Annotated in this window: 25 protein-coding genes; 13 read left to right on the top strand and 12 right to left on the bottom strand. The window is 63.3% G+C overall.

Features of this window, described 5'->3' with window-relative positions:
* Positions 1 to 5 precede the first annotated feature (5 nt).
* The 3 genes from MOD31_RS09720 to dnaK form a co-directional block, all read right to left on the bottom strand.
* Complete coding sequence (locus tag MOD31_RS09720) at positions 6 to 986, bottom strand: DnaJ C-terminal domain-containing protein (RefSeq protein WP_166842239.1); 981 nt, start codon at positions 984 to 986, stop codon at positions 6 to 8.
* A 188-nt stretch (positions 987 to 1,174) separates the two neighbouring features.
* Positions 1,175 to 1,834: a nucleotide exchange factor GrpE gene (locus MOD31_RS09725; RefSeq protein ID WP_142937826.1), complete on the bottom strand. Its 660-nt coding sequence runs from the start codon at positions 1,832 to 1,834 to the stop codon at positions 1,175 to 1,177.
* A 2-nt stretch (positions 1,835 to 1,836) separates the two neighbouring features.
* Entirely contained in the window at positions 1,837 to 3,699 is a 1,863-nt protein-coding gene (gene dnaK, locus MOD31_RS09730) for a molecular chaperone DnaK (protein WP_223941016.1), read from the bottom strand.
* A 253-nt stretch (positions 3,700 to 3,952) separates the two neighbouring features.
* Here dnaK and MOD31_RS09735 point away from each other — a divergent pair, with 253 nt between their 5' ends.
* Positions 3,953 to 4,510, top strand: a complete 558-nt coding sequence (locus MOD31_RS09735; protein WP_250820461.1) for a hypothetical protein — start codon at positions 3,953 to 3,955, stop codon at positions 4,508 to 4,510.
* Here the strand turns inward: MOD31_RS09735 and MOD31_RS09740 are convergent.
* Genes MOD31_RS09740 through MOD31_RS09750 form a run of 3 tightly spaced genes read right to left on the bottom strand, consistent with a single transcriptional unit; the run spans position 4,485 to position 6,908 of the window.
* Positions 4,485 to 5,372 carry a DUF817 domain-containing protein gene (locus MOD31_RS09740; RefSeq protein WP_250820462.1) on the bottom strand — a complete coding sequence of 296 codons (888 nt, stop codon included), beginning with the start codon at positions 5,370 to 5,372 and terminating at the stop codon, positions 4,485 to 4,487. The two genes, MOD31_RS09735 and MOD31_RS09740, sit on opposite strands and share 26 nt — an antisense overlap.
* Positions 5,365 to 6,156, bottom strand: coding sequence for an oxygenase MpaB family protein (locus tag MOD31_RS09745; protein ID WP_250820463.1), 792 nt, complete (start codon positions 6,154 to 6,156; stop codon positions 5,365 to 5,367). Before MOD31_RS09745 ends, MOD31_RS09740 begins: the two co-directional genes overlap by 8 nt.
* A 17-nt stretch (positions 6,157 to 6,173) precedes the next feature.
* The gene (locus tag MOD31_RS09750; protein ID WP_374206985.1) at positions 6,174 to 6,908 is read right to left on the bottom strand and encodes a TetR/AcrR family transcriptional regulator; all 735 of its coding nucleotides are present in this window, start codon (positions 6,906 to 6,908) and stop codon (positions 6,174 to 6,176) included.
* Positions 6,909 to 7,042: 134 nt separating this feature from the next.
* Between MOD31_RS09750 and MOD31_RS09755 the strand changes: the two genes are divergently transcribed.
* Genes MOD31_RS09755 through MOD31_RS09775 form a run of 5 tightly spaced genes read left to right on the top strand, consistent with a single transcriptional unit; the run spans position 7,043 to position 11,092 of the window.
* Positions 7,043 to 7,975: an NAD-dependent epimerase/dehydratase family protein gene (locus MOD31_RS09755; RefSeq protein ID WP_166842234.1), complete on the top strand. Its 933-nt coding sequence runs from the start codon at positions 7,043 to 7,045 to the stop codon at positions 7,973 to 7,975.
* A 60-nt stretch (positions 7,976 to 8,035) separates the two neighbouring features.
* Positions 8,036 to 8,755, top strand: coding sequence for a phosphatase PAP2 family protein (locus tag MOD31_RS09760; protein WP_243753304.1), 720 nt, complete (start codon positions 8,036 to 8,038; stop codon positions 8,753 to 8,755).
* A gap of 10 nt (positions 8,756 to 8,765) precedes the next feature.
* Positions 8,766 to 9,434: a DedA family protein gene (locus MOD31_RS09765; protein ID WP_166842233.1), complete on the top strand. Its 669-nt coding sequence runs from the start codon at positions 8,766 to 8,768 to the stop codon at positions 9,432 to 9,434.
* A gap of 4 nt (positions 9,435 to 9,438) precedes the next feature.
* On the top strand, positions 9,439 to 10,113 hold the full coding sequence (locus MOD31_RS09770) for a response regulator transcription factor (RefSeq protein ID WP_166842232.1): 675 nt from the start codon (positions 9,439 to 9,441) through the stop codon (positions 10,111 to 10,113).
* Positions 10,106 to 11,092 (top strand): HAMP domain-containing sensor histidine kinase, encoded by a 987-nt coding sequence (locus MOD31_RS09775; protein WP_166842231.1) that lies wholly within the window; start codon positions 10,106 to 10,108, stop codon positions 11,090 to 11,092. Before MOD31_RS09770 ends, MOD31_RS09775 begins: the two co-directional genes overlap by 8 nt.
* A gap of 94 nt (positions 11,093 to 11,186) precedes the next feature.
* On the opposite strand, the gene MOD31_RS09780 is transcribed toward MOD31_RS09775, so the two are convergent.
* Positions 11,187 to 11,795, bottom strand: coding sequence for a dihydrofolate reductase family protein (locus MOD31_RS09780; RefSeq protein ID WP_166842230.1), 609 nt, complete (start codon positions 11,793 to 11,795; stop codon positions 11,187 to 11,189).
* Positions 11,796 to 12,140: 345 nt separating this feature from the next.
* Between MOD31_RS09780 and MOD31_RS09785 the strand changes: the two genes are divergently transcribed.
* Positions 12,141 to 14,564 (top strand): HAD-IC family P-type ATPase, encoded by a 2,424-nt coding sequence (locus MOD31_RS09785; protein WP_250820464.1) that lies wholly within the window; start codon positions 12,141 to 12,143, stop codon positions 14,562 to 14,564.
* Here MOD31_RS09785 and MOD31_RS09790 read toward each other — a convergent pair.
* The gene (locus tag MOD31_RS09790; protein WP_250820465.1) at positions 14,546 to 14,956 is read right to left on the bottom strand and encodes a hypothetical protein; all 411 of its coding nucleotides are present in this window, start codon (positions 14,954 to 14,956) and stop codon (positions 14,546 to 14,548) included. The two genes, MOD31_RS09785 and MOD31_RS09790, sit on opposite strands and share 19 nt — an antisense overlap.
* Positions 14,957 to 15,078: 122 nt before the next feature.
* On the opposite strand from MOD31_RS09790, the gene MOD31_RS09795 reads away from it, so the two are divergent.
* The 3 genes from MOD31_RS09795 (at position 15,079) to MOD31_RS09805 (ending at position 18,764) form a co-directional block, all read left to right on the top strand.
* Positions 15,079 to 16,674, top strand: coding sequence for an alkaline phosphatase (locus tag MOD31_RS09795; protein WP_250820466.1), 1,596 nt, complete (start codon positions 15,079 to 15,081; stop codon positions 16,672 to 16,674).
* A gap of 146 nt (positions 16,675 to 16,820) precedes the next feature.
* Complete coding sequence (locus MOD31_RS09800) at positions 16,821 to 17,480, top strand: hypothetical protein (protein WP_250820467.1); 660 nt, start codon at positions 16,821 to 16,823, stop codon at positions 17,478 to 17,480.
* A gap of 48 nt (positions 17,481 to 17,528) precedes the next feature.
* On the top strand, positions 17,529 to 18,764 hold the full coding sequence (locus MOD31_RS09805; RefSeq protein WP_166842227.1) for a pyridoxal phosphate-dependent aminotransferase: 1,236 nt from the start codon (positions 17,529 to 17,531) through the stop codon (positions 18,762 to 18,764).
* Positions 18,765 to 18,834: 70 nt separating this feature from the next.
* Here the strand turns inward: MOD31_RS09805 and MOD31_RS09810 are convergent, their stop codons facing one another.
* From MOD31_RS09810 to MOD31_RS09820, 3 genes are all read right to left on the bottom strand, one after another.
* Positions 18,835 to 19,872 (bottom strand): zinc-dependent alcohol dehydrogenase family protein, encoded by a 1,038-nt coding sequence (locus tag MOD31_RS09810; RefSeq protein ID WP_250820468.1) that lies wholly within the window; start codon positions 19,870 to 19,872, stop codon positions 18,835 to 18,837.
* Positions 19,873 to 20,057: 185 nt separating this feature from the next.
* On the bottom strand, positions 20,058 to 20,489 hold the full coding sequence (locus MOD31_RS09815) for a hypothetical protein (RefSeq protein WP_250820469.1): 432 nt from the start codon (positions 20,487 to 20,489) through the stop codon (positions 20,058 to 20,060).
* 19 nt (positions 20,490 to 20,508) lie between these two features.
* Positions 20,509 to 22,491 carry a primary-amine oxidase gene (locus MOD31_RS09820; protein WP_250820470.1) on the bottom strand — a complete coding sequence of 661 codons (1,983 nt, stop codon included), beginning with the start codon at positions 22,489 to 22,491 and terminating at the stop codon, positions 20,509 to 20,511.
* Positions 22,492 to 22,614: 123 nt separating this feature from the next.
* On the opposite strand from MOD31_RS09820, the gene MOD31_RS09825 reads away from it, so the two are divergent.
* Together MOD31_RS09825 and MOD31_RS09830 are read left to right on the top strand one after the other, a co-directional pair.
* Positions 22,615 to 23,205: a TetR/AcrR family transcriptional regulator gene (locus MOD31_RS09825; protein WP_142937800.1), complete on the top strand. Its 591-nt coding sequence runs from the start codon at positions 22,615 to 22,617 to the stop codon at positions 23,203 to 23,205.
* A 171-nt stretch (positions 23,206 to 23,376) separates the two neighbouring features.
* Positions 23,377 to 24,003 carry a DUF4230 domain-containing protein gene (locus MOD31_RS09830; protein WP_223941038.1) on the top strand — a complete coding sequence of 209 codons (627 nt, stop codon included), beginning with the start codon at positions 23,377 to 23,379 and terminating at the stop codon, positions 24,001 to 24,003.
* A 2-nt stretch (positions 24,004 to 24,005) separates the two neighbouring features.
* On the opposite strand, the gene MOD31_RS09835 is transcribed toward MOD31_RS09830, so the two are convergent.
* Complete coding sequence (locus MOD31_RS09835; RefSeq protein WP_250820471.1) at positions 24,006 to 24,647, bottom strand: LysE family translocator; 642 nt, start codon at positions 24,645 to 24,647, stop codon at positions 24,006 to 24,008.
* Positions 24,648 to 24,808: 161 nt separating this feature from the next.
* Between MOD31_RS09835 and MOD31_RS09840 the strand changes: the two genes are divergently transcribed.
* Positions 24,809 to 26,221, top strand: coding sequence for an aldehyde dehydrogenase family protein (locus tag MOD31_RS09840; protein WP_223942683.1), 1,413 nt, complete (start codon positions 24,809 to 24,811; stop codon positions 26,219 to 26,221).
* Positions 26,222 to 26,325 lie beyond the last annotated feature (104 nt).

The raw sequence follows: 26,325 nt of genomic DNA on the forward strand, positions 1-26,325 counted from the left end.
CCTCCTTACAACCGGGCCTTCGCGGCCAAGTCGCTGCGCGGGTTGGCATCAGTGGTGGCCGCCGCGAAAGCCTTCACGGCTTCCTCTGCTTCTTTGTTGAGGTTCTGCGGGACCGCGACGTCGATTGTCACCAGCAGGTCGCCGGTGGACTTGGACGTCTTCACGCCACGACCTTTCACCCGGAGGGTACGGCCCGACGGAGTCCCGGCCGGAACGCGCACCTTGACGGTGTCGCCGTCGAGCGTTGGAACTTCAATGGTGGCGCCGAGCGCCGCCTCCGCAAACGTGACGGGCACGTGGATGCGGATGTTGTCGCCGTCGCGGTGGAAAAAGTCGTGAGGCTTGACGCTCACCGTGATGATGAGGTCGCCGTTGCCGGCAGGGCCAGCGTTGCCCTTGCCACGCTGGCGGACCTTCTGCCCGTCCTTGATGCCGGCCGGGATCTTGACGTCGATCACGTTGCCGTTGCTCTCACGCAGGCTCACCGTGGTGCCCTTGATGGATCCGGCAAAGGAGATGGACGTTGTAGCCGTCCGGTCCGCGCCCTTCTGCGGAGCCCGTTGGAACCCGGTGGGGCCGGCACCTCCAAACCCACCACCAAACAGGTCAGCGAACTCCGGAGGGATGCCACCGCCCGCAGGCTGACGGGCACCAGGCCCACCGCCAAACAGGCCGCCGAACAGGTCCTCAAACCCACCGTTAGCTCCGGCACCACCACGCCCGGCGCCAGCACCCGGAGCAAACCGGGCACCGCCCATGGCACGGATGGCATCGTACTGCTGACGGTCCTCAGGATTGGACAACACCGAGTACGCCTCGGAGATGTCCTTAAACTTCTTCTCCGCAGCAGCATCCCCAGAGTTCGTATCAGGGTGATGCTCCCGCGCTAGCTTGCGGTAAGCCTTCTTAATATCCGCATCGGACGCGTCCTTGGCAATACCAAGGATCGCGTAAAAATCCTTTTCAACCCAGTCCTGGCTGGCCAAGAGCGTTTCCTTTCAAATCAATAAACAAGCACCTGCGTCCACCCACCTTAGGTGAGTCGACCGCCGGAGCGGAGCGAGACAAGGGGCCCGGGAGTGGCTTCGGGCCTACCGGAGCGTGGCGGCTAAGTCCGTAGGACTAAAGCCGCCACGCGTAGGGGCGGGGCCCCTTGTCTCGCTTCGCGGTGGGACTAAGCGGGAACCGCGACGATCACTTGGGCTGCACGCAGGACCCGCTCACCTGAGCGGTATCCGGAGCGCAGCACCTGGCTGACCGTGTCAACCTCAATGTCTTCGCCGGGCTGCTGGATGAGTGCCTCGTGGATGGTGGGGTCGAATTCGACTCCGGTATCCGCGATGCGTTCCAGTCCGTACGTCTTCAGCGCGTTCTCCAGTTTGGTGGCGATGGCGGCGAAGGGGCCGTCTTCGAGGTCACCGTGCTGGCGGGCGGCGTCGACGTCGTCCAGCACCGGGAGCAGTGAGTTCAGGACGCCGATGACGGCCATCTCTCCTGCTACGGCGCGGTCGCGTTCGACGCGCTTGCGGTAGTTGACGTACTCAGCCTGGAGGCGGAGGAGGTCGTTGCGGAGCTCCGCTGCCTGGGCTTCAGCCGCGGCACCGGAGGCTACCGATTCTTCGGCCGGCACCTCTACCCCGTTGAGGATTTCCTCAGCCTGGGAGAGGGCGTCGCCGTCTGTAGGAGCGGCGTTGCCTTCGGTGGGAGCTGCAGCTTCGCTATCGGGGTGACGGGCTGCCCCGGTCTCCGGGTCAACCTTGCGGTTGTCCCGGATAACGGGCTTGCGCGGCTCGCCGCTTTCTGAGTGCTCTGCTTCGTTGCCGTGGTGAGGCATGGCTACTTCTTCGCTTCGTCTTCGTCGATGATTTCGGCGTCGACGATGTCCTCGTCGGCAGCCTTGTCACCGGCAGGAGCGCCTTCTGCACCGGCACCCGGAGCGTCAGCTGCGGAGGCCTGGGAGTAGATGGCTTCGCCGAGCTTGGTCTGTGAGGCCTGGAGCTTCTCGAACGCAGTCTTCACAGCGGCGTCGTCGGTGCCTTCCAGCGCGGACTTGAGGGCGTCGACGTCGGCCTTGACCTCGGTCTTGACTTCCTCGGGAAGCTTGTCCTCGTTGTCGGCGATCAGCTTGTCCACGGAGTAGGCGAGCTGCTCTGCGGAGTTACGGGTGTCCGTAGCTTCGCGGCGTGCCTTGTCCTCTGCAGCGTGCTCTTCGGCTTCACGGACCATGCGGTCGATGTCGTCCTTGGACAGTGCCGTGCCACCGGTGATGGTCATGGACTGTTCCTTGCCCGTGCCCTTGTCCTTGGCGGACACGTGGACGATGCCGTTGGCGTCGATGTCGAAGGTGACCTCAACCTGCGGAACGCCACGAGGTGCCGGGGCGATGCCGGTCAGTTCGAATGTGCCCAGCGGCTTGTTGTCGCGGGTGAATTCACGTTCGCCCTGGAAGACCTGGATGGCCACGGACGGCTGGTTGTCGTCAGCGGTGGTGAAGGTCTCCGAACGCTTGGTGGGGATAGCGGTGTTGCGCTCGATGAGGTGCGTCATGACGCCACCCTTGGTTTCGATGCCGAGGGACAGCGGGGTGACGTCGATGAGGAGGACGTCCTTGCGCTCGCCCTTCAGGACACCGGCCTGGAGTGCGGCACCAACGGCCACAACTTCGTCCGGGTTGACGCCCTTGTTGGGCTCCTTGCCGCCGGCGAGTTCCTTGACGAGCTCGGAGACGGCAGGCATACGGGTGGAGCCACCGACGAGCACGATGTGGTCGATGTCGGAAACCTTGATGCCGGCTTCAGCGATGACGTCCTGGAACGGCTTCTTGGTGCGGTCCAGCAGGTCCTTGGTGAGGTCCTGGAACTTGGCACGGGTCAGCTGCTCGTCCAGGTGAACCGGGCCGTCGGGGGTGACGGACAGGTACTGGAGGGAGATGTTGGTGCTGGTGGAGGAGGACAGTTCCTTCTTGGCCTGCTCTGCAGCTTCACGCAAACGCTGGAGGGCGATCTTGTCCTTGGAGAGGTCGATGCCCTTGACCTTGAGCTGGCTCAGGAGCCACTCGACAACGCGGTTGTCCCAGTCGTCGCCGCCGAGGCGGTTGTCACCGGCGGTTGCGCGGACCTGGATGGTGGAGAAGTTGTCTTCGTCCTTGCCAACCTCGAGGAGCGAGACGTCGAAGGTTCCGCCACCGAGGTCGAAGACCAGGATGAGTTCGTCTTCCTTGCCCTTGTCCAAGCCGTAGGCCAGTGCAGCAGCGGTGGGCTCGTTGACAATACGGAGGACGTTGAGGCCTGCGATTTCGCCGGCTTCCTTGGTGGACTGGCGCTCGGCGTCGTTGAAGTAGGCCGGAACGGTGATCACAGCGTCGGTGACCTTTTCACCCAGGTAGCTCTCGGCGTCGTTCTTGAGCTTCATGAGGATACGCGCGGAGATTTCCTGCGGCGTGTACTTCTTGTCATCGACGGCGACGTTCCAGTCGGTGCCCATGTGGCGCTTGACGGAAGCGATGGTGCGGTCGATGTTGTTGACGGCCTGGCGCTTGGCGATTTCGCCGACCAGGACTTCGCCGGACTTGGAGAACGCAACGACGGACGGCGTGGTGCGGCCGCCTTCTGCGTTGGCGATAACGGTGGGCTCGCCACCTTCGAGAACAGAGACCACGGAGTTGGTGGTTCCGAGGTCGATACCTACTGCACGTGACATATCTTGTTTTCCTTTCAATGGCCGATGTTGGAGATTGCCCTTGGCAGCGGTCCGCTGAGCGGTTGACCTGCCGGAAGCCTGCTCAACAATCGGCTAGTTGAGCGTTCTGCACTCAACTGTACTCAGCCTCAGAATTAAGTCAATCCAAAGTTGAGTCTGGTTCGCTCAACTTTGCTTTAGGAGTCCAAAGAAGCCCCGGAATCACGCGGCTTAGGGGGTGGTTTCGCCCACGGTGAACTGGCAAACTGGCCCGATGGAGATCGCTGGATACGTGCCTCCGGACGAGTTCTGGGCGATGAATGACCGGATGGAGCAAGAGGTTCGGAGGGGCGCGCACCAGCTCCCGCTGTACTCCATGGAGGACCAGGAAGGCCCTGTCATGCTAGGATCCTGGCAACTCGATGGCGGCGAGGGCGGGGTGGCGCACGGCAACGCCTTTTCACCAACGGGCCCGCTGGTGGAAGTGATCACTACAACCCAGGATCCACGCGACGTCGCCAGAAACCGTTGGCGCGCCTCGGCCGGAATACCGCACAACCTGGAAGAGCTCCAACGCCAGGACGCAACCTTCAACGCCCTCGCCGCTGAGCGGCTCACCATCACCGTTGACGGCACGCCCACAGACGTAACGCTCTGGCGCGGACAGAACTCTTGGCTCGCCGCCGGGACATTCGGCGGCTTCGGCATAGTGATCAACGCCCAACGCAACCCCACCCCACCGGAGGCCGTCCGCCTGAGCCGGGTGTCCGACGTCGAACCCTTGCTTCAGGCACGCCGCGCGGCACTCAAGGCGATACGCGGCGAAGCCTAGCCACCTCAGCAGGAGCGTCAAGCGGTTCCGGCTTGTAGACCCACGCCACCAGCACCACGGAGATGATCATCAGCAGGAACCATGCCAGGAGCTTGTCGATGGAGACAGCCTGCCAGCCATTCAGCTGGTTGGGATACAGCCACGCACGGGACCACGTGCCGATGTTCTCCGCGAACCAAATGAACAGCGCCACCAGCAGGAACGAGACCAGGATGGGCATACGGAAGCGACGCCGGAACACCCGGAAGTGCATCACGCACCGTCCGTAGACAAGCACGACGGCGGCCAGCAGCACCCAGCGCGCGTCAAAGATGTAGTGGTGCGAGAAGAAGTTGATGTAGATCGCAGCCGCAACCAGGGCGGTGATCCAACGGCGTGGGTACCGGTCGAAGCGGAGGTCGAACAGCCGGAACACCCGCACCATATAGGACCCCACGGCGGCATACATGAAGCCGCTGAACAGTGGAACGGCCCCGATCCGGAGGAAGCCCTCGGCCTCGTACGCCCAGGATCCGACGTCCGTCTTGAACAGCTCCATCACCGTCCCCACCACATGGAATAGCAGAATGACCCGCAATTCCCGCAACGTCTCCAGCCTGAAAGAGATCATCAGAACTTGGATAACGACGGCGGCAAGGGTCAGGAAATCGTTGCGGGCAAGCGCCGCGTTGTCCGGGTACCAAAGCCGGGCAGCGATGATCACCGCGAGCAAAGCCGCCCCGAACACACACGCCCACGCCTGCTTCAGCCCGAACACCACAAACTCAGTCAGCCCGGCCCGCACACGGCCACCGCGAGTGCGGTCAAGGTAGCGGTGCGCAAGGGCGTCGATAGACTCTTCCACCGACGTGGAGTTACGCATGTGGCACCGCGGAATCCACCACAAGCTGGCCCAAATAATGGTCGCGGGGCCAGTGCCGGATCCGCTGGGGCAAGCGCGGATACACGCGACCCACCATCCGCATGGTCCGCTCGAAGCGGCGCGCCTGGCTTTCGCCCCAGGTGAAGCCGAATCCCTCACGCACCTGATCCGGCAACAGGCCGGCCGTGAGGAACCGCGCCAACGGCATGGCCAGACGCAACAGCCGCGGCCCACCAGCCGGGTAGAGAAGGTCCCTGGCTACCTTGAGCGCCTTGTCATCCGGGCGAAGTCCGCGCACCTGGGATTCCCAGTACCTTGCAAAGGCTGCCCGGTCAGCCGGCCATTTATCCGCCGGAAGCTGCAGGGCTGTCCCGATCCGCGCATACTCGCGGTAGATACGGTCGGCGGTATCGTCGTCGAGCATTCCATGGACCTGCTGATAGACGGTGACGGCGGTGTCGTAGAGGGTGGCGACCACCCAGAGTTGGGAGTCGGCGTCGAAAGCGCTGTAGCCGTGTGAAGCACCATCGGGTCCGCGGCGGACCGGGGCATGGGCTCGGTTGACGGCGCGGCGAACGGCCTTCAGCTGTTCCTCCGAGCCGTAAACCACCGCATACACGTAGGTCATGGTGGCGCGGAGCCGATCCATGGGGCGCTCCGCGAAATTGCTGTGCTCGGCCACGCCGTGGCCCACTTTGGGGTCGGCGATCTGCAGGAGAATTGCGCGGCCCGCCCCGGCCAGGAGGACACCCTCCGCACCAATGTCAGCCAGTCCACGAACCATCTGAATACTGTAGCGCCCTAGCCTTGGAGCCCCACGACGCCCTGAAGCACGCCCAGCTGATGCTCAAAAAGCTCGTCGCGGGCCTTGAAAGTCTCCGGCCCGTACTGCCCAAAAACCTCGAAGCTGATGGCCCCGAACACCGACGTCCACACCAGAACACCACGCGCTAACGACGCGTCTGGTGCCGCGAGATTCATTTCGGCGCGAATGGCCGACAGGTCTTCGGCCAACGCCGGGGGAATCACGACGGCGGGAGTCACCTCAGTGGCCAGGGCACCTGCCCGGTAGGCGGCATCAAAGATCCCGACGAGACGGACGATGACGCGTGTTCCCGGAACGGTGGTGCGCTCCCCCGGTGCCTGATACCCAGGGACGGGGCTGCCGAAAAGCAGGGCGTAGCGGGCGGGCTCTCGGAGCGCCCACGACCGGACGGCAGTGCCAAGCGCCCGGAATTGCCCGGCGAAGTCGTTGTCGGGAACGGCCTCCACGGCTGCCTCCACATGGTCGCCCAGCTCGTTGTACGCGTCGATGAGCAGGAGGGTGAGGAGCTCGTCGCGGCTCTCCACGTAGCGATACACGGCCGAGGACACGACGCCGAGGTCCCTGGCTACCGCGCGAAGGGACAGGGCTGCCGCGCCGTGGAGGGCCAGATGCTGACGGCCCAGCCGGATGATGTCGGCGATGGTTTGTGCACGTGCCCGCTCCCTGGGAGTAGTCGGCTTGGCCTTGGTTGCAGCTGAAGTCATGCCCATAGCTTGCCACAAAGGAGAGCGGCGTCAACAAACAAGAGCAGTGCTCTTGACTTCACGCCAAAGGACAGTCATTCTGGATTCAGAGAGCACTGCTCTTGCTTTGCACCTCACCTACACAAAGAAAGAGGACCATCATGTACGTCGTCACAGGAGCAGGACCGGTGGGCCACACCATCGCCGAACAACTCGCAGGGCTGGGGCACCCGGTACGCGTACTGACGCGCTCGGGCAGCGGCCCGGACCACCCACTGGTGGAGAAGATGCGCGTAGATGCATCCGATCCTGAACAGCTCAAGGAAGCCGTCGCGGGATCAGCGGCCATCTTCCACTGCATCCACGGATCGGCGTACAGCGCTGCAGCTTGGGCCGCGGAACTCCCCCGGGCCGAACAAGCGGTGATGGACGCAGCCGCAGCCGCGGGCGCCGTCGTCGTATTTCCCGAAAGCCTGTACTCGTACAGTGAGCCCGCACGCATCATGACCGAATCGAGCCCCCGCGAAGCTGCGGGCGGAAAACGTGGCATCCGAACGGCGCTGTTGAAGGCGCGGCGGGCGCATGCGGCCAACACCGTGAGCGTAGTGGCCGGCGATTTCTTTGGACCGCGCGTGAAGATGGCACATGCCGGCGAGCGCATGGTCACGCCAATACTGGCGGGCAAACGGCTGCAGTTCATTGGCAGCGCCAGCCAGCCGCATTCCTTCACCTATGTGCCGGATCTTGCTGCGGCCATGATCGCCGCCGCAGGGAAGCCCGCACTCTGGAACAGCGTGCTGCATGCACCCACCGGCGCGGCCGTGACCCAGCGGGACATCGCAGTAGCACATGCCCAAGCGGCTGGTCTGACGGAACCAAAGGTGAGCGCTGTTCCCGGCTGGGTGCTGCGGGCCGCCGGACTGGTCTCGACCGATATGCGCGAATTGGCTGAGTTGCTGTACCAGTTTGAGCGCCCATTCGTGATGGATTCCTCCGAAAGCCAGCGGATACTGGACCTGGACCCGACTCCCCTGCCGGAGGCCGCTGCCGCGACCATGGCGTGGTGGCGCGGGGCGGACCAGCGCAGTTCTTAACGAGTTCTTAAAACCCGCGGCGGAGAATCCAAGAAACGAGTCGTCCTGTCGAGGGGTTCCATGTTTCCGCATTCCGCGCCGCATCCCGTGCGCTTCAACCCCCTGCCCGCACCCAAGCACTGGCTGATCATCGGGCTGGTACTTGCGGCCGCCGTTGTCTTGACGGGGTGGGCGATTCAGGTGGTCCCTGGCCTGACCTTGGCTGAACTGGCGGTGGACGATGACTTCAGCCGCCATCACACACCCGTGCTGACCGGGCTGGCCCTGGTGTTGAACGCGCTTTTCGGTCCGGTGGCGGGAACGCTGATCGTGATCGCTGTCAGTTTGTATCTGGCACTGATCCGACGTTCTCCGCAGAATGCAGCGCTCTTTTCCCTTACGGTGGCGTGTGGATGGCTGACGTGCCAATTGTTCAAGGTGGTTACCGGCCGGATCAGGCCGGATCCTGCCTTGCTGTTCGATCCCCTGGTGCCGGAGCCCGTGTCCAACAGCTTCCCCAGCGGCCACACGTCCTTGGCCGTCGCGCTCACACTGGCGACGTTCCTTCTGGTTCGTGAAACACGGTGGGCGAAACCGGTCCTCTGGGCAGGGACGGTCATGGCCGTGGTGGTCGCTTGGTCCCGGGTGTACATCGGCGCCCATTATCCGTTGGACGTTGTTGCCTCGTTCCCGGCAACGATCGCGGCGGTCCTGATCATGGCCGGAACCTGGAACCGCTTTGCACCAGCTGTCATGGCCGCGATTCATTCCCGGGCCACGTCCCCACGCTCTCCCAAATGAAAGAGACTCTATGGAAGCCCTTGCCTTGGTGCCTGCACTGAACCCTACCGAGCTCCTCCCCCTCCTGGACCCGGCCAGCCTTCTGCAGGGATTGGGACCCGCGACCCTCGGGGTGGTGGCCCTGATGATCTTCATTGAATCAGGTGTTCTGTTCCCCTTCCTGCCCGGTGACTCCTTGCTCTTCACTGCCGGGCTCCTTCACCAGCAACTGAACCTGACACTTCCTGTGCTGATAACAGTGGTGACTGTGGCCGCCATCGCGGGTGATCAGGTGGGCTATCTGCTGGGGCGCCGCTTCGGACGCCGATGGTTCTCCGACGACGCCAGGGTCCTGAAAACGTCCCATCTGGCAAAGGCCGAAGACTTCTTCCGACGCCGGGGCGGGCCCGCGCTGATCCTCGCCCGTTTCGTGCCGGTGGTGCGCACCTTCGCGCCCCTCAGTGCCGGCATCGCCCGGTATCACTACAAGTCCTTTGCCCTCTGGAACATCACTGGGGCGATCCTTTGGGCGAGCTCCGTTACGCTCCTTGGCTCCTGGTTGGGCCATTTCGAGATCATCGCAAAGAACATCGACGTCATAGCCGTGGTGATGGTGCTGGCCTCCGTGCTGCCGTGGGGTATCGAATACCTCAAACGCAGGCGTAGCCGCGCGGCGGAGTCCTCCTCCGCGCAAGAATAGATCCGTGACCACTGACTCCAAGCTGTCCGTCCTGCTGGTGGAAGACGATCCTGCCCTGGGGCCACTGATCGCGGAGCTCCTTGAGCCCGACTATCAGGTGCACATCGCCGTCGACGGCCATGAAGGCTTGAGCCAGGCCCTGGTGGGAACGTGGGATGCGATGGTGATTGACCGGGGGCTTCCGGGCCTGGATGGCATCGCGCTGATCGCCGCGCTACGTTCCAAGGGGATCGCCACCCCAATCCTCATCCTCACCGCCATTGGTTCTGTGGACGAGAAGGTTCGGGGGCTCGACGCCGGCGCGAACGACTACATGACCAAGCCCTTCGACGCCATGGAATTGGGGGCACGCCTGAGGGCTTTGACCCGCAGCTACCACCAGGCACCCCGGATCACCGTCATCGGCGACTGGGAACTGGACTCCACCACCAGATCCATGCGCTCCATTCACGGGTTCCTTGCCTCGTTGACCGCGACCGAATCGGAGTTGCTGTCGGTTCTTGCTGCCGAGCCGGACCGGGTGTTCACCAGGGAGGAGCTGATTGTCGCCACCGATAGCCAAGGTGACCTGCCCGGAGTCATCGACACCCATGTTCACCACCTTCGCCGAAAAGTCGCCCGATCGGTCATCCGGACCGTCCACGGTGTGGGTTACCAGATAGGCGAAGCCCATGACTGATCAGTCCATGGCCCCGGCCCAGGATCAGGCAATCCTTCGCAAGGCCTCCTTGAAGATCGCGCTACGAATCAGTGCAGTCTGCGCCCTGCTGGTCCTATGCCTCCTGACCGCGGCCACCATGTACCTGCTGAGCCAGGCCGGCAATCCGGAACCAACCGAACCTGGGGCCGTCTATGCCTATCTCGACACCAAAGACCTGATCAAAGCCATGGTCATCGCCGGGGCAGCGGGCATCCTGCTGGCGGGCGGTGTTGGCTGGCTCAGCGCGCGCAGTGCCATCCGCCCCCTCGGCGAAGCCCTGATCCTGCAACGACGTTTCATCCAGGACGCCAGCCATGAAATGCGGACGCCCTTGGCCATCCTTGATGCCCGCATCCAAGTGGCACAACGCAGCACCGCTCCGGAATCGCCCGTCGGCCGGCAACTGACACGGATCCGGGACGACACAGCCGCCCTCACCGGAATAGTCAACGAACTCCTCGAATCCGCTACCGGCACGCTCCAAGAACCCGCCGCCACGGCAACGAATATCCCCGACATCACACAGGAGGTCGTGGACAGCCTCCAGCAATTGGCCGCGGACCGGGGCATCACCCTGCACTGTTCGAGCACTGGGCACCCCCGGGCCATGATCACCCCGCAGCGACTTCACCGCGCCATCCTCGGTTTGGCCGAGAACGCACTCGTCCACACGCCAGCGGGCGGCCTCATCACGGTTGCCAGCACCGTGGCCGCTAACCAGGCGGTCATCACTGTCACTGATACCGGCCACGGTATTACAGGTATCGACCAGGACCGGATCTTCGACCGTTTCGCCAGGACACCCGACCCCCATCCCGGCCAACAGCAGCGTAGCTTCGGGATCGGACTGTCCCTGGTCCGCGATATAGCCGTCGCCGCGGGCGGCTCCGCGGACGTCGCATACACCGGCCCGGAAGGCACCTGCATGCGGATTACGCTGCCCCTGGCGGGGAATTGACGGTGGCGGGCGCCCACCGTAAGAACCAGAAAACAGAAGCGTTCGACGGCGGGTGCGCACCCGCCGTCGAACGCTTCTGTTGGAAGATGACCGGCTACGACTGGCTGATATCAATGCCCGTAACGGGGTCGCCGGCGCGGTCGTAGGCGAGCAGGATGGCGCCATTGGGGAATGCCTGGGGTGGCTGGGCCAATCGGAAGGCTGCGGGCACGCCTGCACCGTCCGGGAACAACCGCTTACCCGTTCCGAACGTCAGTGGGTACAGGTACAGGTTGAGCCGGTCCACAAGGTCGGCTTCGAGGAGCGAGCGTGCCAGGACGCCGCTGCCTATGACGTGGACGTCATTGAACCGCTCCTTCACCGCAGCCACCTCCTTCACATCCGTCAGGGCCGTCGTTTCCTCCCACCTGGGTTCGGTCAGGGTCCGCGATACGACGAACTTGGGCAGTGCGTTCAAGGTGTCGCCAATGTGGTCGCTTTGCTTTGGCCAGTAGCCCGCGAAGATGTCGTAGGTCCTGCGTCCCAGGAGGAGCGCGTCCATGCGGTCAATCCCGGCGACGATCGCGGCACCGGCTTCTTCGTCTGAATACGCCGCCTGCCAGCCGCCGAACGTGAAGCCGTCGGAAGTGTCCTCGTCGGGTCCACCCGGTGCTTGGTAGACGCCGTCGAGGGTGAGGAAAAGGTCAACAGAAAGAGTGCCCATAGTGTGTTCCTTCGGTGAAAGTCCGAGCTGCCCTTGGATGCGGGCCATCCTAGTCCCGCCGGGCGGCAAGCGGGAGGGCGTTCGGAATCAGGGTCCGCCGACCGGCCACCAACCCTCGCGCACACGGAGCAATGGGACTATTGTGGCGCGCATGGCCCAGGCAACCTCGCCAGCACGTGCGTGGATCGGGACGATCGTCTTCGCCGCGGAGGTCGCCTTCGTGAAGGGCTACGAGGAACCAACCCTCACCAGGACATAAGGTGGGCAGTACTTGGATTACCGGCAAAATGTCCCGGGATGGTGGCCCCGGCTCACCCCGTGGCGGCCAACGGAGGTGTGATTGGCATGGAGAAGGATCTTCAAGGGGCCGCCGTCCGGCAGACGGTGTCATCGACGCAAGGCCTGAGCACTGCCGAGGTCGCCGAGAGGGTGGCCGCAGGGCAAACCAACGCGTTCGTCCAAGACACCAGCCGCAGCGTCTGGAGCATCGTCCGCGCCAACGTGCTCACCCTGTTCAACGGCATCATCCTGGCCTGCTTCATTGTTCTGTTCGCGATCGGCCGCTGGCAGGATGCCCTCTTCGGTTTCAGTGCCATCGCCAACGCCGTGATAGGCAGTGTCCAGGAGTACCGGGCCAAGCGTGCGTTGGACCGACTGGCCTTGCTGAACGCCCCGCATGCCCGGGTAATGCGTGATGGATCAGAGGCAGACATCGCCCTCGATGACGTTGTGCTGGACGACACCCTTGTCCTGAGGGCCGGAGACCAGGTGCCGGCGGACGGTTTGGTGTCTGGATCACGCGGACTCCAAGTGGACGAATCCATGCTGACAGGCGAATCCGATGCCGTGGAGAAGGAAATCGGGGATCGCGTGTTGTCCGGCTCTGTGGTGGTCGCCGGTGAAGGGTCAGCGGTGGTGGATCGGGTGGGCGCAGATTCCTTCGCCAACTCGCTCGCCGCGGAAGCCAAACGATTCTCCCTTGTAGCGTCCGAGCTCCGCTCCTCGATCGACCGCGTCCTGAAATGGGTCACCTGGTTCGTCGGTCCCGTGGCGTTATTGGTTCTGAACGCACAGATGATTGCCCAGGGCGGGTGGGCAGAGGCCTCGGCAAGTGGAGCGTGGCGGGACGCAGCGACGGCGACTATTGCCGCCGTCGTCGCCATGGTCCCACTGGGGCTGGTGCTGATGACCAGCATCACCTTCGCTGTGGGGGCGGTAAAGCTGGCCCGCCAACAGGTGCTGGTGCAGGAGCTGCCCGCAGTGGAAGGCCTTGCCCGGGTGGATATCATTTGCCTCGACAAGACCGGGACACTCACCCAGGGCGACATCGTTTTCGACGACGCGCACCCGCTCACCGCCCGTCCTGGTTGGGAGTCGGTGCTGTCCTGGTATGGCGTGCAGAAAGATGCGAACGCAACGGCCCGCAGCCTCGCCGGCCACTTCAACGAGCCAGCCAGCCTCCCACTTGACCGGGTGCCCTTCTCGTCCGCCCGCAAATGGAGCGCGGTGATTTTCGAGGACGGGATGTGGATCCTGGGCGGCCCGGAAATGGTGTTCCCGGACCGCGACTCCAGCGATCCCGTGAAGCGGCAACTTGCCACCCAAGCCGCAGAACTCGCCACAACCGGCCGGCGCACGCTGGTCCTTGCCCACGGCACACCCACCGACGACGAGACTGTTCCGCCAGATGCTGTCCCAGTGGTCCTCCTGACGTTCAAGGAGAATATCCGTCCCGACGCTGCGGAGACACTCACGTATTTCGCAGCACAAGATGTAGATGTCCGGATCATTTCCGGTGACAACCCACAAACGGTGGCCGCGATCGCCCGGGAAGTGGGGCTGGATGCACCTCACGGCTTTGATGCCCGCGAATTGCCCGACGACGACCACGATTTTCTGGAAGTCATCAACAACAACGTGGTCTTTGGCCGGGTGACTCCAGACCAGAAGAAAAGGATCGTCGTTGCGCTGAAGGGTGCGGGCCGCACGATTGCCATGACCGGCGACGGCGTCAACGATGCCTTGGCCATCAAGGAAGCCGACATCGGTGTGGCCATGAATTCCGGTGCCGCCGCCACCAAAGCGGTGGCCCGGCTGGTGCTCCTTGACGGCAAGTTCTCGCACCTGCCCAGCGTGGTTGCCGAGGGCCGTCAGGTCATTGCCAACATTGAGCGCGTCTCCATGCTGTTCCTGACTAAAACCGCGTACGCCACCTTCCTTGCCATCGCGTTCGGAATCCTGCTGCTACCGTTCCCGTTCCTTCCGCGTCAGCTGAGCGTGACTGACGGCCTGACCATCGGCATTCCTGCCTTCTTCCTGGCGCTGCTGCCCAATGCTCAGCGCTACGTTCCCGGTTTCCTGCGGCGCTCACTCACTTTCGCCGTCCCTGCGGGAGTCTCCGTAACTTTGGGGCTGGCCTCCTACGCCCGGCTTGCCGCGAACATGCAAATTCCGGAAGCGGAGATCCGGACCGGGTCCACACTCATCCTGGCGATCATCGGCATCTGGATTCTGGTGGTGCTCTCGCGTCCCGTCACCCGTTTCAAGGGCATGGTCATCGGCGCCATGATGATCGGGCTGGTACTCGTGTATTCGGTGCCGATTGCCCGTGACTTCCTGCAATTCACGGATCCGACGCTGCCCACGGCAGTACTGATCCTGGGAACATCCGTTGCCTGCATCGCACTGATCGAGGTTGTCCGCTTCGTTCACCGCCGTGTTGCCTACCGGGATGCCCAGGAAGCACTACATCAGCGCGTCTCGAAGTAGCGGCGTCCCCGGCCTGCCCACAGCGGCACCAGCACAGCCACCGTTGCGATGGATTGTGAGATCACAGCGGACCAATCTCCGTCCGCGGCAATAATGAGGTCCAGCACGGCAAAAGCCAGTCCGAGCAGCATGACTGCTGTGGCGCCGCGGCGGGCTGCTTCGCTTCCCCGCGCCACTCCGGAGGCCAGCCCGATCACCAACAAGCCGAACAGAATCATGCCTGCGCCCAGCAACGTGATAGGCAAAGCAATGCCGCCGGATTGGGCTTCCGGGGCGTAGCGCAGGAAAATTGTCAGGATTCCCAAGAGGATTTGCGCGATGCCGCCGATGTACATCAGCACCACTGAGAACGTCACCACTCCGGGCCGCTGACGGCTCTCCCCCGTAGTCATGAACTGAGCATAGACGAGCCCTCCTCCACCCCAACCCGGAGTTACACTTTTTGTCACACAATTAACCACTCATTCACGTCTCCCTTGAATCCAGTCAACCCGGGCTTCCTAGGCTCGGTCGTATGGAAAACATCTCCCGCCGATCCCTCATCACCGCCGGCCTCGGGGCCGGACTCGTCGCCGCCCTGCCTGGCACCGCCGTCGCCAGTCCCGCCGTAGCGGTTTCAACAGCGGACGACGCCGGTCTCCGCACCCATCCGTTCACACTTGGCATCGCATCAGGCGAACCGTGGCCCGACGGCTTTGTGATCTGGACCCGGCTGGCAGTGAACCCCGTGGCCGAAGATGGCTTGGGCGGCATGCCCTCCCGCAACGTCGCCGTCGCCTGGGAAGTCGCAGAAGATCCGGCGATGCGCCGGGTAGTAGCCCGCGGCGTCGAACATGCCAGAATCGAAACCGCCCACTCGGTGCACGTAGAACTCAAAGGTCTCCGACCCGGCCGGGAGTACTTCTACCGCTTCCGGACAGGACGGCACCTGAGTGAAGTTGGCCGCACCCTGACAAGCCCCGCACCCGGCGAGACCCCTGCTGCGCTGGCCATGGCATTCGCCAGTTGCGCACAGTACGAGCACGGCTACTTTACCGCGTACAAGCGGCTGGCCGAAGACCACCCGGATCTGGTGCTGCACCTCGGCGACTACCTCTACGAGTACAAAAAGGACAGCTACGTGATCGGCGGCGGCAACCCCCGTGATCATGAGGGCCCGGAGACAGTCAGTCTGGCGGGTTACCGCCAGCGGCACGCCCAATACAAGGCCGACGCCGATCTGCAGGCTGCGCACGCAATCGCGCCTTGGCTGGTGGTTTGGGATGACCACGAGGTGGACAACAACTGGGCGGACGAGATCCCCGAGAACAGCGACCCCGGCCAGCTCAACGACACCACGGAGCACTTCCGGCAGCGCCGCTCCGCAGCCTTCCAGGCGTACTACGAAAACATGCCGCTGCGCGCGTCATCGGTTCCGGCTGGATTCGACATGAAGATCTACCGCAGCATCCAGTGGGGCCAGCTGGCCAACTTCCACATGATGGACACCCGCCAGTACCGGGACGACCAGCTCGCCGGGGACGGCTGGAAGAAGAACGTGGCCGAGCGTCTGGACGAGAACCGCACCATCACCGGTGCTGAGCAGGAAAAGTGGCTGCTGGACGGATTCAAGAACTCCACGCAACGCTGGGACATCCTGGGCCAGCAGGTCTTCTTCGCCGAACGGGACCGCGACAAGGCGCCGAACATCGACGACGTCTCCATGGACGGCTGGGACGGCTATGCCGCTTCCCGCCGCAGGATCACCCAAGGCTGGTTGGACGCCAAGGTGCGCAACGCCGTCGTACTCACCGGCGACGTTCACCGCCACTGGGCCACCAACCTCAAAGTGGACTACAAAGACCCTGCGGCAGCGGTGGTGGGAACAGAACTGGTGTGCTCGTCCATTACCTCCACGGGTGACGGCACAGGATCCACCACCGACTCCACCATGGCCTGGAACCCGCACCTGAAGTTCTACAACGACAACCGCGGCTACGTGAACACTCGCATTACCAAGGAGGCCATGACCGCCGACTTCCGTGTACTGGACTACGTCACCACGCCGGGCGCCCCGGTCAGCACCAAGAAGTCATTCACCATCAACGACGGAGTACCGGGACTCTCCTGAATTTTGTACAGATAATGCCCTCCTGCGGCGGCCTTAGGGGCATTATCTGTACAAAAACCCGGCCATGCGCCGTGCGCTACGGGCATCTCCGGGAGTAGCCTTGTTCCAGTTGAATTAGTGGATCTCCGTCCGGGTGGGGTTCTTCCGTGGGCCATGTGCAATCGTCGCTGTCCGACCTCCTGGGGGTACTTTCCAACGCCGTCGCCCCTCAACACGTAAGGTTCGACGACGGGTCCCCCACCGCCGTCGTTCCGCCACCCGACGCTCCGGTCACCGTACGCGCCGTAACCCTCAACAGGGTTGGGCGGTCACGCCGCGACGGCCCGGCACTGGATCTGGAGCTGAAGGTGGCCGTTGAATGCCACGGCCCTGAGCAGTTGGACAACATGGAGCAACTGCTTCTGGCTGTGGAACTCCATGGCCAGTACTCAGTGGTGTCCAACGGCGAGTTCCGGCCTGAGGAGTATGACGGCGCAATCGGGCAGGGGCTGGGTTTTCTGGTCTGCATCCCTGTATCCCTCCGCTTCGAGGAACCGTCGGATCCGCCCGCACAGGCGGCAGTGGGCAACGCGGCTGCCGGACGCCGCATCCGGGGACGACTGGTGGATGGCCACAACAAGGGCATCTCCGACGCCTACATCCACGCGCATTCATCGGCTACTGCCGCCGTCAGTGACGCGACCGGGCACTTTGAGGTCCTGGCTTCAGCGGACGATATTCAGCACTTCGCTGTTGCTGTGGACGGCACTGAACGGGAAGTTTCGGCAAGCACCCGGCGCCTTCCCGTGGTCTTACGCTGGGTCTGATTCCCGAACAGTTTGCTCACCCGGGCCGCTGCCATGAAAAGATCAACCATGCGTCCGATGCAGCACTCCAGCAAACTTCAGAATGTCCGCTACGAACTCCGTGGGCCCATCCTCCAAGCGGCCAAGGCCATGGAGGCCGAGGGGCACCGCATTCTCAAAATGAATCTGGGTGACACGGCACCGTTTGGACTGGAGGCACCGGAGTCTGTTGTGGTGGATATGATCCATCACCTTCGCGGCGCACAGGGTTACAGCGACTCCAAGGGCATTTTCTCCGCCCGCACCGCCATCTCGCAGTACTACCAGACGCGCGGACTGATGACGATCGGCGTCGAAGATGTCTTTGTTGGCAACGGCGTCAGCGAGCTCATCTCCATGACCCTGCAGGCGTTCATGGAGAACGGCGACGAAATCCTCATCCCGGCGCCCGATTACCCTCTGTGGACCGCAGCGGTGACCCTGACTGGCGGAAACCCGGTGCACTATTTGTGCGATGAGGAGGAGAACTGGTGGCCGGACATGGCCGATGTCGAAGCCAAGATCACCCCGCGCACCAAGGGCATTGTGATCATCAACCCGAACAACCCCACCGGCGCCGTCTACCCCCGGCACATTCTGGAACAGTTCGCGGACCTGGCCCGTAAGCATGACCTCGTTCTGTTCTCGGATGAGATTTACGAGAAGATCCGCTACGTCGATGCCCCCCATATTCACACGGCCTCGGTTGCGGAGGACGTCTGCGTCTTGACCTTCAGCGGGTTGTCCAAGGCGTACCGCATGCCCGGATACCGGGCAGGTTGGGTTGCTGTTACCGGCCCCCGGACGGCAACCGCTGCTTACCGGGAGTCCTTGGAACTGCTGGCCTCATTGCGGTTGTGTGCGAACGTTCCGGCCCAGCACGCAATCCAGACCTGCCTGGGTGGGTACCAAAGCATCGAAGCGCTCATCCGTCCTGGCGGAAGGCTCCGCGACCAGCGGGACCTGGCGTGGAAGCTCCTCACCGCGATCCCGGGCGTCAGTTGCGTTCCCGCAGCGGGTGCCATGTACCTGTTTCCTCGCTTGGATCCCGAGATCTACCCGATTGCCTCAGACGAGAAGTTCGTCCTCCAACTCCTGCAGGAGCAGAAAATCCTGGTCTCGCACGGAACCGCCTTCAATTGGCCCACGCCTGACCATTTCCGGTTTGTGATCCTGCCGGCGACGGAGGACATTGAGGAAGCGGTGCGCCGGATCGACCATTTCCTCGCCGCGTACCGGAACCGCCCCGCGGACTCACCCAAGTAGGTCGCATTTGTGCGCGTTTTGAGCGCTCAAAACGCGCACTGCTGCTACTTAGTTGGGTGCTCGCGAGCAGTTACAGGGCAGGGTCAATCATGGTCATGCCAGCGGGGTTGGCTTGGTCGAACCCGGGCAACAGTGCAGCGGCGTCTTCCAAGCCAATGGTGCGTTCGATCAGCAGCTGTGGCTGGAGCGCGCCCTGTTCAATGAGCGCCATCATGCCCGGATAGTCCACGGCGGCCATACCGTGACTGCCCAAGAGGTCCAACTCCCAGCCGATCACCCGCGCCATGGGTACTTGCGGGTTACCGTCGACAGACGGCAGCAAACCGATCTGGACGTGTCGGCCCCGCCTGCGAAGGCTCAAGATCGCGTCGGCACAGGTCTGTTCACTTCCGACGGCGTCCACCGCCACGTGGCTGCCTCCGCCGGAGAGGGCGTTGACTGCGGCCGGGATATCCGCACCATCAGCAAGCACAGTATGGTCGGCACCCAGTCGCTCGGCAACAGCCAGGGCCTCCGGGTTCCGGTCCACGGCAATGACCTTTGCTCCCATGGCCTTAGCGATCATCACAGCGCTCAGCCCCACGCCGCCGGCGCCCACCACAGTCACCCATTCGCCGGCCTTCACCTGAGCACGGGCCGCCAGCGCACGGTATGCCGTGGCGAAGCGGCAGCCGAGGCTTGCCGCCGTCGTGAACTCAACACCGTCAGGAATGGCAACCAAGTTGCTGTCCGCAGCATGCAGGGCCACAAACTCGGCGAACGATCCCCAGTGGGTGAAGCCGGGCTGCTGCTGGTCCGGGCAGACCTGCGCCTCGCCGGCCAGGCACCATTCGCAGGCGCCGCACCCGCAGACGAAGGGGACGGTGACGCGGTCGCCCACCTTCCAGCGCTGAACGCCTTCTCCGACGGCGTCGATCACCCCGGCGAGCTCGTGACCTGGCACATGGGGCATGGCGACATCATCGTGGCCGGCCCAGGCATGCCAGTCGCTGCGGCACATTCCTGTTGCCAGCACTTTTACCACCACACCTCCCGCGGGAGCCTGGGGTTTGGCAACATCCCTTACGTCGGGCTGGGTCCGGACTTCATCAAAAACTACTGCGCGCACTGACCGACTCTAACAATTGGCGGCCGCTGTCACACTTTCAGTGCCCACCATGCCCCGCATCAACATCGGCCGCAGCAACAAGACCTGGCCCCTTTGGCCCTTCTTTGGTTCTCCGGCATGGTCCTCGACCCCGAAAACCGGGCTTTGCTCCAGCAAAGATGGGCCACTTCGGCGGCAGGTGTGGGTCAGCCTGCCACCCGACGCCTCAGGCGCGCCACCAGCGTGGCGGCGAGTAACGCCGTCGTGATTTCCATCCCGATCACCAGCAACAATCCGGCCGCGCCGGAGGTATCAACAGCGTTCGACGTCGGCCTGCCGCCGTGGACGTGTCCGGCACCTCCCGCTCCAAGCAGCAAGACGGAATGGAGTCCCACCATTGCCAATGCGGAGATGGTCACTTGATGGAGTGCGCCCACCCGGCTGTGGCGCCAGATATGGACTGTGCACGGGACGCAGATGGCGGCCAAGGCGATCATGAGGACGCCCAGCCAGGCGCCGTGGTGTCCCGAGGCTGCGAGCCAGAGGTGCACCAGGCACGAGACTGCCGTGAGCGCTGCGCAGATCCGGGGGTGCAGGACGGGCCCGGCTGACCGGACCCGTCCCGCCGTCGTGGTCATTGTGTGTCCCGGAGCGGTTCTAGTGGCAGTGCCCGGCGGGCTGGCTGTGCTCTTCTGACTCGGCTGCCGCGCCTGTGCTGTGGCAGCTCGAACCCGAGGCGCTGGCCGGCACGTCCAGAACCGGGCTGCGGTCAAAGAAGCCTTCCGGCCGGAGTTTGAAGCCGACGGTATCCACGGGCATGATGGGCCAGTCCTCGACGCGCGGGAAATGCGTGAGGCCGAAGGTGTGCCAGAGGACGATGTCCTGACCGTCGATGTCGCGGTCCTGGGCAATGTAAGCCGGCAAGCCGGCGCCGCCGGAGTGTTGGTTCACGAAGTCGCCCGTGGGGTAGCGTTCCTCGTCGGCGTAGCGGGTGACCCACACGTCCTTGGTGGCGAAGGCAGCACGGCGGGCGATCGACGAACCGGGATCGGCCAGCAGCGTGGGCTGGTTCTGGGCATGGAGTTTGTAGCCGACCGGCTCACCCAGACGGTTTTTTGATTCCGGGTTGGAGATGATCCAGGTGCGGCCTGCACGGGCGTCGGCTTCCCGGACGCCTTCGGATTCTTTGGTCAGGAGTGTGCGCTTGCGGGAGAACGCGTTGCCGCGCTCGTTGCCTACGCCCATGGCCTGGCGGACTACGTCTTCTTCCTCCACGCGGTTGGTGAAGCCGTCAATGGCCATGTCCAGGCGCGCGCTGAAGAGGTGCTGGTGGAAGGGGGCACCGAGGCCCGGGGCGAGTTGGGAGATGTTGTCCGAGCCGCCTTCCGGGAACGCGCTGGTGAAGACGACGCCGGTGGCCTTGGCTTCGAATTCGATGGTGCCGTCCAAGTAGAGGTACCAGTAGAAGCCGTAGTCGTAGTTGCCGATAGTGGTGAAGAAGGAGATCACCAGGCGGCGGTTGCGGCGGGTGTAATTGATGCCGGTCCACAGGTCTGAGTGCTTGGAGAGGATGCCCCAGTCTTCCTCGTGCATGCAGATGCCGTTGCGGATTTCGCGGGGGTTGCCGAAGGCGTCGCTGATGACAGGGCTGAGGTAGGTGATGTCGCCCAGGCAGTCGCAGCCCAGTTCCAAAGAGTTGGCGTACTGGCCCACCAGGTACTCGCCGGTGTCGAAGTAGTTCTGCCAGGACCTGATGGGCGAAGGATCGCCGTAGGGAACCACCATCTCGGCGATGGAGGCGCGGTTGATGATCTGCCTTTTGCGGTCCCCGTCCTGGAAAGCCAGGTTGTGGAGGACAACTCCTTCGCGGACATCGAAGCCGACGTCCACGCTCCACTTTTCCCATTCGACGTGGTTGCCACCTGTGACGGTGAAACTGGGGCCCTCCGGCTGGGTGATGCTGATGGGCTTTTGCGTGGTGCGGAGCGGTCCAGTCAGTTCAGGATCCGTGTAGTTTCCGTGCTCTGCCGGGATCGGCATGACGCCCAGATCGATGACCTGGGTGACTTCCTTGTTGACCACGTCCACGTAGGCTACGAGTCCATCCACGGGGTGCGCCCAAGCGCTGTCCTCCGGGAAATCCTGAACGAAGGCGAGGCCACGCAGGATGCGACGGCCGCGTTCTTCTTCATACTCAAAGACGCCAGCGGACAGCGGAGCAACACGGACCTTGGTGACGTCCAGGTCCCGGGCATCGAGGGCGGCGAGCCACCGCTCATCGGTGGCGAGGAGTGTCTCCACCACTTCGAATTCCTCCTCCAGGACAGGGAGTTCGCCGGAGACCTTGGTGTCGAGCTCTATGGAGGAGAGGATCTCGCCGCGGGTCACGGAGACGAGGACGTCAGTGGGGGCGCCTCCGGAGATGTCGTGGAGGAAGACGCGGAAACGGCGGTCCTGCTCTGTGGCGCCACGGGCCGGGTCCACCAGTCCCAGATAGGCGATGCGCTTCTCGGCGCCTAGGTGTCCGGCGGCCTGCAGGATTCCCTGGACCTCAGAGATCTCGGCGCCTGTTGCCAGGGCGTACTGCGTTTCCACAATGGCGACGGCGTCTGTTGCTGTCTCAGATGATGTAAGCGTCATGGCTGCCTCTTGTCCGGGACCTGGAACGGTCGGGATTTATTTTCTATAGGTGTAGAGAATAACCAAAACGTAAGATGGGTCACAAGACCTGTCCAGCCTTTATTTTTTTCGGGAGCCCGCCCAGTGCCAAAGATTGTTGACCACGATCAACGACGCCTCGAACTAGTGGACGCGACTTGGCGGATCATCGCGAGGCTGGGCATGGAAGGTGCAACCATGCGCGAAATCGCCGAGGAAGCAGGCTTCGCCAACGGCGCCCTCAAGCCCTACTTCCCCACCAAGGACCTCCTGCTGACGTCGGCGTTCGCGCACGTCTTCAACCGCACCAACCAGCGCATCGCCACCATGACGGATGGACTCTCAGGAGTGGCGGCACTCCGCGCGTTCTGCGCCGAAGTCCTGCCGCTGGATGAAGAACGCGTCAACGAAGCCCGCATCGTGATTCCGTTCTGGCAGAAGGCGCTGAACGACGCTGACATGGCAGCACTCCACAGCGATTCCATGAGCCAGTGGCATGCCACCATCACGGCTCATTGCGCAGCAGCCCGGGCGGCCGGTGAGATCAGCACCCCTATCGGGGACGCCGCCGTCGCCGACCATCTGCTCAACATGATGCTCGGCGCACAGATCGTGGTGGCATTGTCCCCGGCTGAACATTTTTCGCAGGATCTTGCGGGGCAGTTGGATAACTATCTGGCGCTACTCGCGGCGTAGCCCCGACTCGCGTCACTGCATTACGCCGCACTCTGGAGCACGTAACAGTCGAACTGCACCTGTCCGCCTTTGTATGGTTCGAAAGGACTGAAACGGTGCTCTGTTGCTGCCGTCGACCGCCGCGCACCTTCGAAGACATTTCGACATCAAAGACCGGGGAATGAAAAAGTAATGAAGTTCTTCAAAGCAAGGGTTCTGCTCTGGCCACTCGTCCTGGTCACCCCTTTGGTTATTGCAGGATTGGTCGCCATATTCGCTTCCGGCGCCCTCAATGCCCTGGCACTCAATTCTCTCTTCGGCAGCAACTCAAGCGAACGCGATTCCCAGGTGCAACAGTCCGTCACCCGCGTGCAAGAGGTTGCTTTGGTCAGCCTGCACATTGAGGGGGTGGCACGGCACGAAAGTTCAGGCGAAATCCTCGGAGTGGTTGTACCTGCCAGCGAGAAGACCACGCTGATCCAGTACAAGTTCGACGCAAAACTTGGCATCGACGGGTCAAAGGTGAAAATCGAACCCACCGGTAAAGACTCATACCGGGTGACCATCCCCGAATTCATCGGGATTGGTTACGAAGATCCCGTGTTCGAAGATCCGCTGGAAAGCAGTGAAGCGCTCAGCTGGCTAACACCGGCAGCGGTCCAAACCCGCATGATCACCAACATTCTCAGCGACGACAACAAGCAGAAGTACATCTCTCAAAATGACGGTGCTCTCCGGGAGCAGGCCCAGGCTTTTTACTCTGGAGTCATCGCGAGCGTGGATCCAAAAATCCAGCTTGAATTTGAATTCGCACAGTAAATTCAGCTGGTCGCGCCGGAAGCCACGACTCCAACGCCCAGCCCGGCGATCACACCGCTACTGACACGCTCGACGACGGAACTCACCTTGGGACGCTTGAGCCACCTCATCGCCTTGAACGCGACGACGGCGATCATCGACAGATAGGCGAAGGCGATGACAGCCACCACTACACCCAGGATGAGGGAGGTTCCCATGGTGTCGCCACCGTGCGGGATGAACTGCGGGACCACAGCCAAGTAGAACAGGCCCACCTTCGGGTTGAGCAGCGTAGACAGCGCCCCCGCCCCCATGGCCGAAAGCCGACTGTAAGGGAGGGGCGCGTCCGCGCTTGTTCCGTCGGCGCCGGCTTTGGCTGCCTTGCGGGATTTGATGAATGACGAAACGCCCAAATACAGCAAGTACAAGCCGCCCGCGATCTTGACCCAGCGGAACAGTTCCGCGGATTGCTCAAGGATGGCGGCTAGGCCCACTCCCACCAATGCAGCCCAGGCTATGGCGCCAACCGCAGACCCTGCCGCCGCAGCAATGCCCGCACTGGGACGGTTCAACGCGATGCGCAGGACAAGGAATGTGTCCGGCCCTGGCGTCACGGAAAGGACGAGGCATAGGCCGGCAAAGGCAGCGAGGGAAGCAAGAGTCACAAGCTCGATTATCAGGCACAGACCCCGCTTCGGAAAGCGTTCGCTTCCGGTCAAGGGCTGTTCGTGCATAGACAAGGTTTACGCACGTGGCTCCCACCACACTGGAAACATCGCCGCGTGCCTCACTGGCCGCCAAGAATTACTACATGAGCGGAGTACCAATGGAGACTTACGACGCCCTGCTGGCCTCGATCACCCCGGCCCCCGGCCAGAACAGCCGCACCATTTTTGACCCGGCGACGGGCGAGGCCGTCGGCGAAGCACCGGTTCACACTGTCGAGGACCTCGAATCCGCCATCACCGCGGCCGCCGCTGCCCAACCCGCGTGGGCTGCTCTGGGCCACGACGCCCGGTCCGCCGCGCTCATGAAAGCCGCCGACGCCGTCGAACGTTCCGCCGAAGAACTTGCCCAGCTCCTCTCCCGCGAGCAAGGCAAGCCGCTGAACGGCCCGAACGCGCGCTTCGAAGTCGGCGCCTGCGCAGCGTGGCTCCGCGCCACGGCCGCCACCCCGTTGGACCCCGAAACCGTAGTGGACGACGGCGAAACCCGCGCCGAACTGCACTACCGGCCCATCGGCGTCGTAGGTGCCATCGGCCCGTGGAACTGGCCCATGATGATCACCGTCTGGCAGATCGCCCCGGCCCTGCGCATGGGCAACGCCGTAGTGGTCAAGCCCTCGGAATACACTCCCTTGTCCGTGCTGGCACTGGCTTCGATCATCAACGAAGAGCTGCCCGAAGGCCTGCTGTCCGTTGTCTCTGGCGGGCGCGATGTCGGCGAAGCGCTGGCCTCGCACGATGCCATTGGCAAGGTCATGTTCACCGGCTCCACCGCCACAGGCAAGGCGATCATCCGCTCGTCCGCTGACACCGTCAAGCGGCTCACACTGGAACTTGGTGGCAACGACGCCGGCATCGTCCTGCCGGACTCGGACCCCAAAGCCATCGCCGAAGGCCTGTTCTGGGGTGCGTTCATCAACACAGGCCAGACATGCGCCGCCCTTAAGCGCCTGTACGTCCACGAATCCCAGTACGAGGCCGTCTGCAACGAGCTCACCGCTGTTGCTGCTGCGATGCCCATGGGTGTTGGGCTCGATGAGAACAACGTCCTTGGCCCGCTGCAAAACCGGCAGCAATTCGACATCGTCGCCCGGCTGGTGGAGGCCGCCCGTGACTCCGGCGCGCGGATCCTGGTGGGCGGAAACCCCGACGCCGACGCACCCGGCAACTTCTACCCCACCACCCTGGTGGCCGACATCGACAACGACAACCCGCTGGTGGCCGAGGAACAATTCGGACCCGCCCTGCCGATCATCAAATACAGCACCGTTGACGAGGCAGTCGCCAAAGCGAACGCGCTCGACGTCGGCTTGGGCGCCTCAGTCTGGTCCTCCGACTTGGGTGCCGCACGGGAAGTGGCTTCACGAATCCAGGCCGGCACCGTGTGGATCAACAAGCACGGCGCCGTGGACCCCCGCGTCCCGTTCGGCGGTGCCAAGCAGTCCGGCTACGGCCTGGAGTTCGGCGCCGAGGGCCTCAAGGCCCTGGGCGTCCCGCAGGTCATCAACGGCTAACCTTCCACCCAACTGAGTCGCAGCAGAGCGCGTTTTGAGCACCCAAAACGCGCTCTGCTGCTACATAGATGGGGTCTTAGGGTGTCCAGTCACAGGGTGGACGC

The sequence above is a fragment of the Paenarthrobacter sp. TYUT067 genome (assembly GCF_023656375.1).
GTDB lineage: Bacteria > Actinomycetota > Actinomycetes > Actinomycetales > Micrococcaceae > Arthrobacter.

Bases quoted from the DNA above. Each gene is read 5' to 3' on its own strand.
- MOD31_RS09725 (WP_142937826.1), bottom strand. From the start codon at position 1,834: ATGCCTCACCACGGCAACGAAGCAGAGCACTCAGAAAGCGGCGAGCCG.
- dnaK (WP_223941016.1), bottom strand. From the start codon at position 3,699: ATGTCACGTGCAGTAGGTATCGACCTCGGAACCACCAACTCCGTGGTC.
- MOD31_RS09735 (WP_250820461.1), top strand. From the start codon at position 3,953: ATGGAGATCGCTGGATACGTGCCTCCGGACGAGTTCTGGGCGATGAAT.
- MOD31_RS09740 (WP_250820462.1), bottom strand. From the start codon at position 5,372: ATGCGTAACTCCACGTCGGTGGAAGAGTCTATCGACGCCCTTGCGCAC.
- MOD31_RS09745 (WP_250820463.1), bottom strand. From the start codon at position 6,156: ATGGTTCGTGGACTGGCTGACATTGGTGCGGAGGGTGTCCTCCTGGCC.
- MOD31_RS09750 (WP_374206985.1), bottom strand. From the start codon at position 6,908: ATGGGCATGACTTCAGCTGCAACCAAGGCCAAGCCGACTACTCCCAGG.
- MOD31_RS09755 (WP_166842234.1), top strand. From the start codon at position 7,043: ATGTACGTCGTCACAGGAGCAGGACCGGTGGGCCACACCATCGCCGAA.
- MOD31_RS09760 (WP_243753304.1), top strand. From the start codon at position 8,036: ATGTTTCCGCATTCCGCGCCGCATCCCGTGCGCTTCAACCCCCTGCCC.
- MOD31_RS09765 (WP_166842233.1), top strand. From the start codon at position 8,766: ATGGAAGCCCTTGCCTTGGTGCCTGCACTGAACCCTACCGAGCTCCTC.
- MOD31_RS09775 (WP_166842231.1), top strand. From the start codon at position 10,106: ATGACTGATCAGTCCATGGCCCCGGCCCAGGATCAGGCAATCCTTCGC.
- MOD31_RS09780 (WP_166842230.1), bottom strand. From the start codon at position 11,795: ATGGGCACTCTTTCTGTTGACCTTTTCCTCACCCTCGACGGCGTCTAC.
- MOD31_RS09785 (WP_250820464.1), top strand. From the start codon at position 12,141: ATGGAGAAGGATCTTCAAGGGGCCGCCGTCCGGCAGACGGTGTCATCG.
- MOD31_RS09790 (WP_250820465.1), bottom strand. From the start codon at position 14,956: ATGACTACGGGGGAGAGCCGTCAGCGGCCCGGAGTGGTGACGTTCTCA.
- MOD31_RS09795 (WP_250820466.1), top strand. From the start codon at position 15,079: ATGGAAAACATCTCCCGCCGATCCCTCATCACCGCCGGCCTCGGGGCC.
- MOD31_RS09805 (WP_166842227.1), top strand. From the start codon at position 17,529: ATGCGTCCGATGCAGCACTCCAGCAAACTTCAGAATGTCCGCTACGAA.
- MOD31_RS09815 (WP_250820469.1), bottom strand. From the start codon at position 20,489: ATGACCACGACGGCGGGACGGGTCCGGTCAGCCGGGCCCGTCCTGCAC.
- MOD31_RS09820 (WP_250820470.1), bottom strand. From the start codon at position 22,491: ATGACGCTTACATCATCTGAGACAGCAACAGACGCCGTCGCCATTGTG.
- MOD31_RS09830 (WP_223941038.1), top strand. From the start codon at position 23,377: ATGAAGTTCTTCAAAGCAAGGGTTCTGCTCTGGCCACTCGTCCTGGTC.
- MOD31_RS09840 (WP_223942683.1), top strand. From the start codon at position 24,809: ATGGAGACTTACGACGCCCTGCTGGCCTCGATCACCCCGGCCCCCGGC.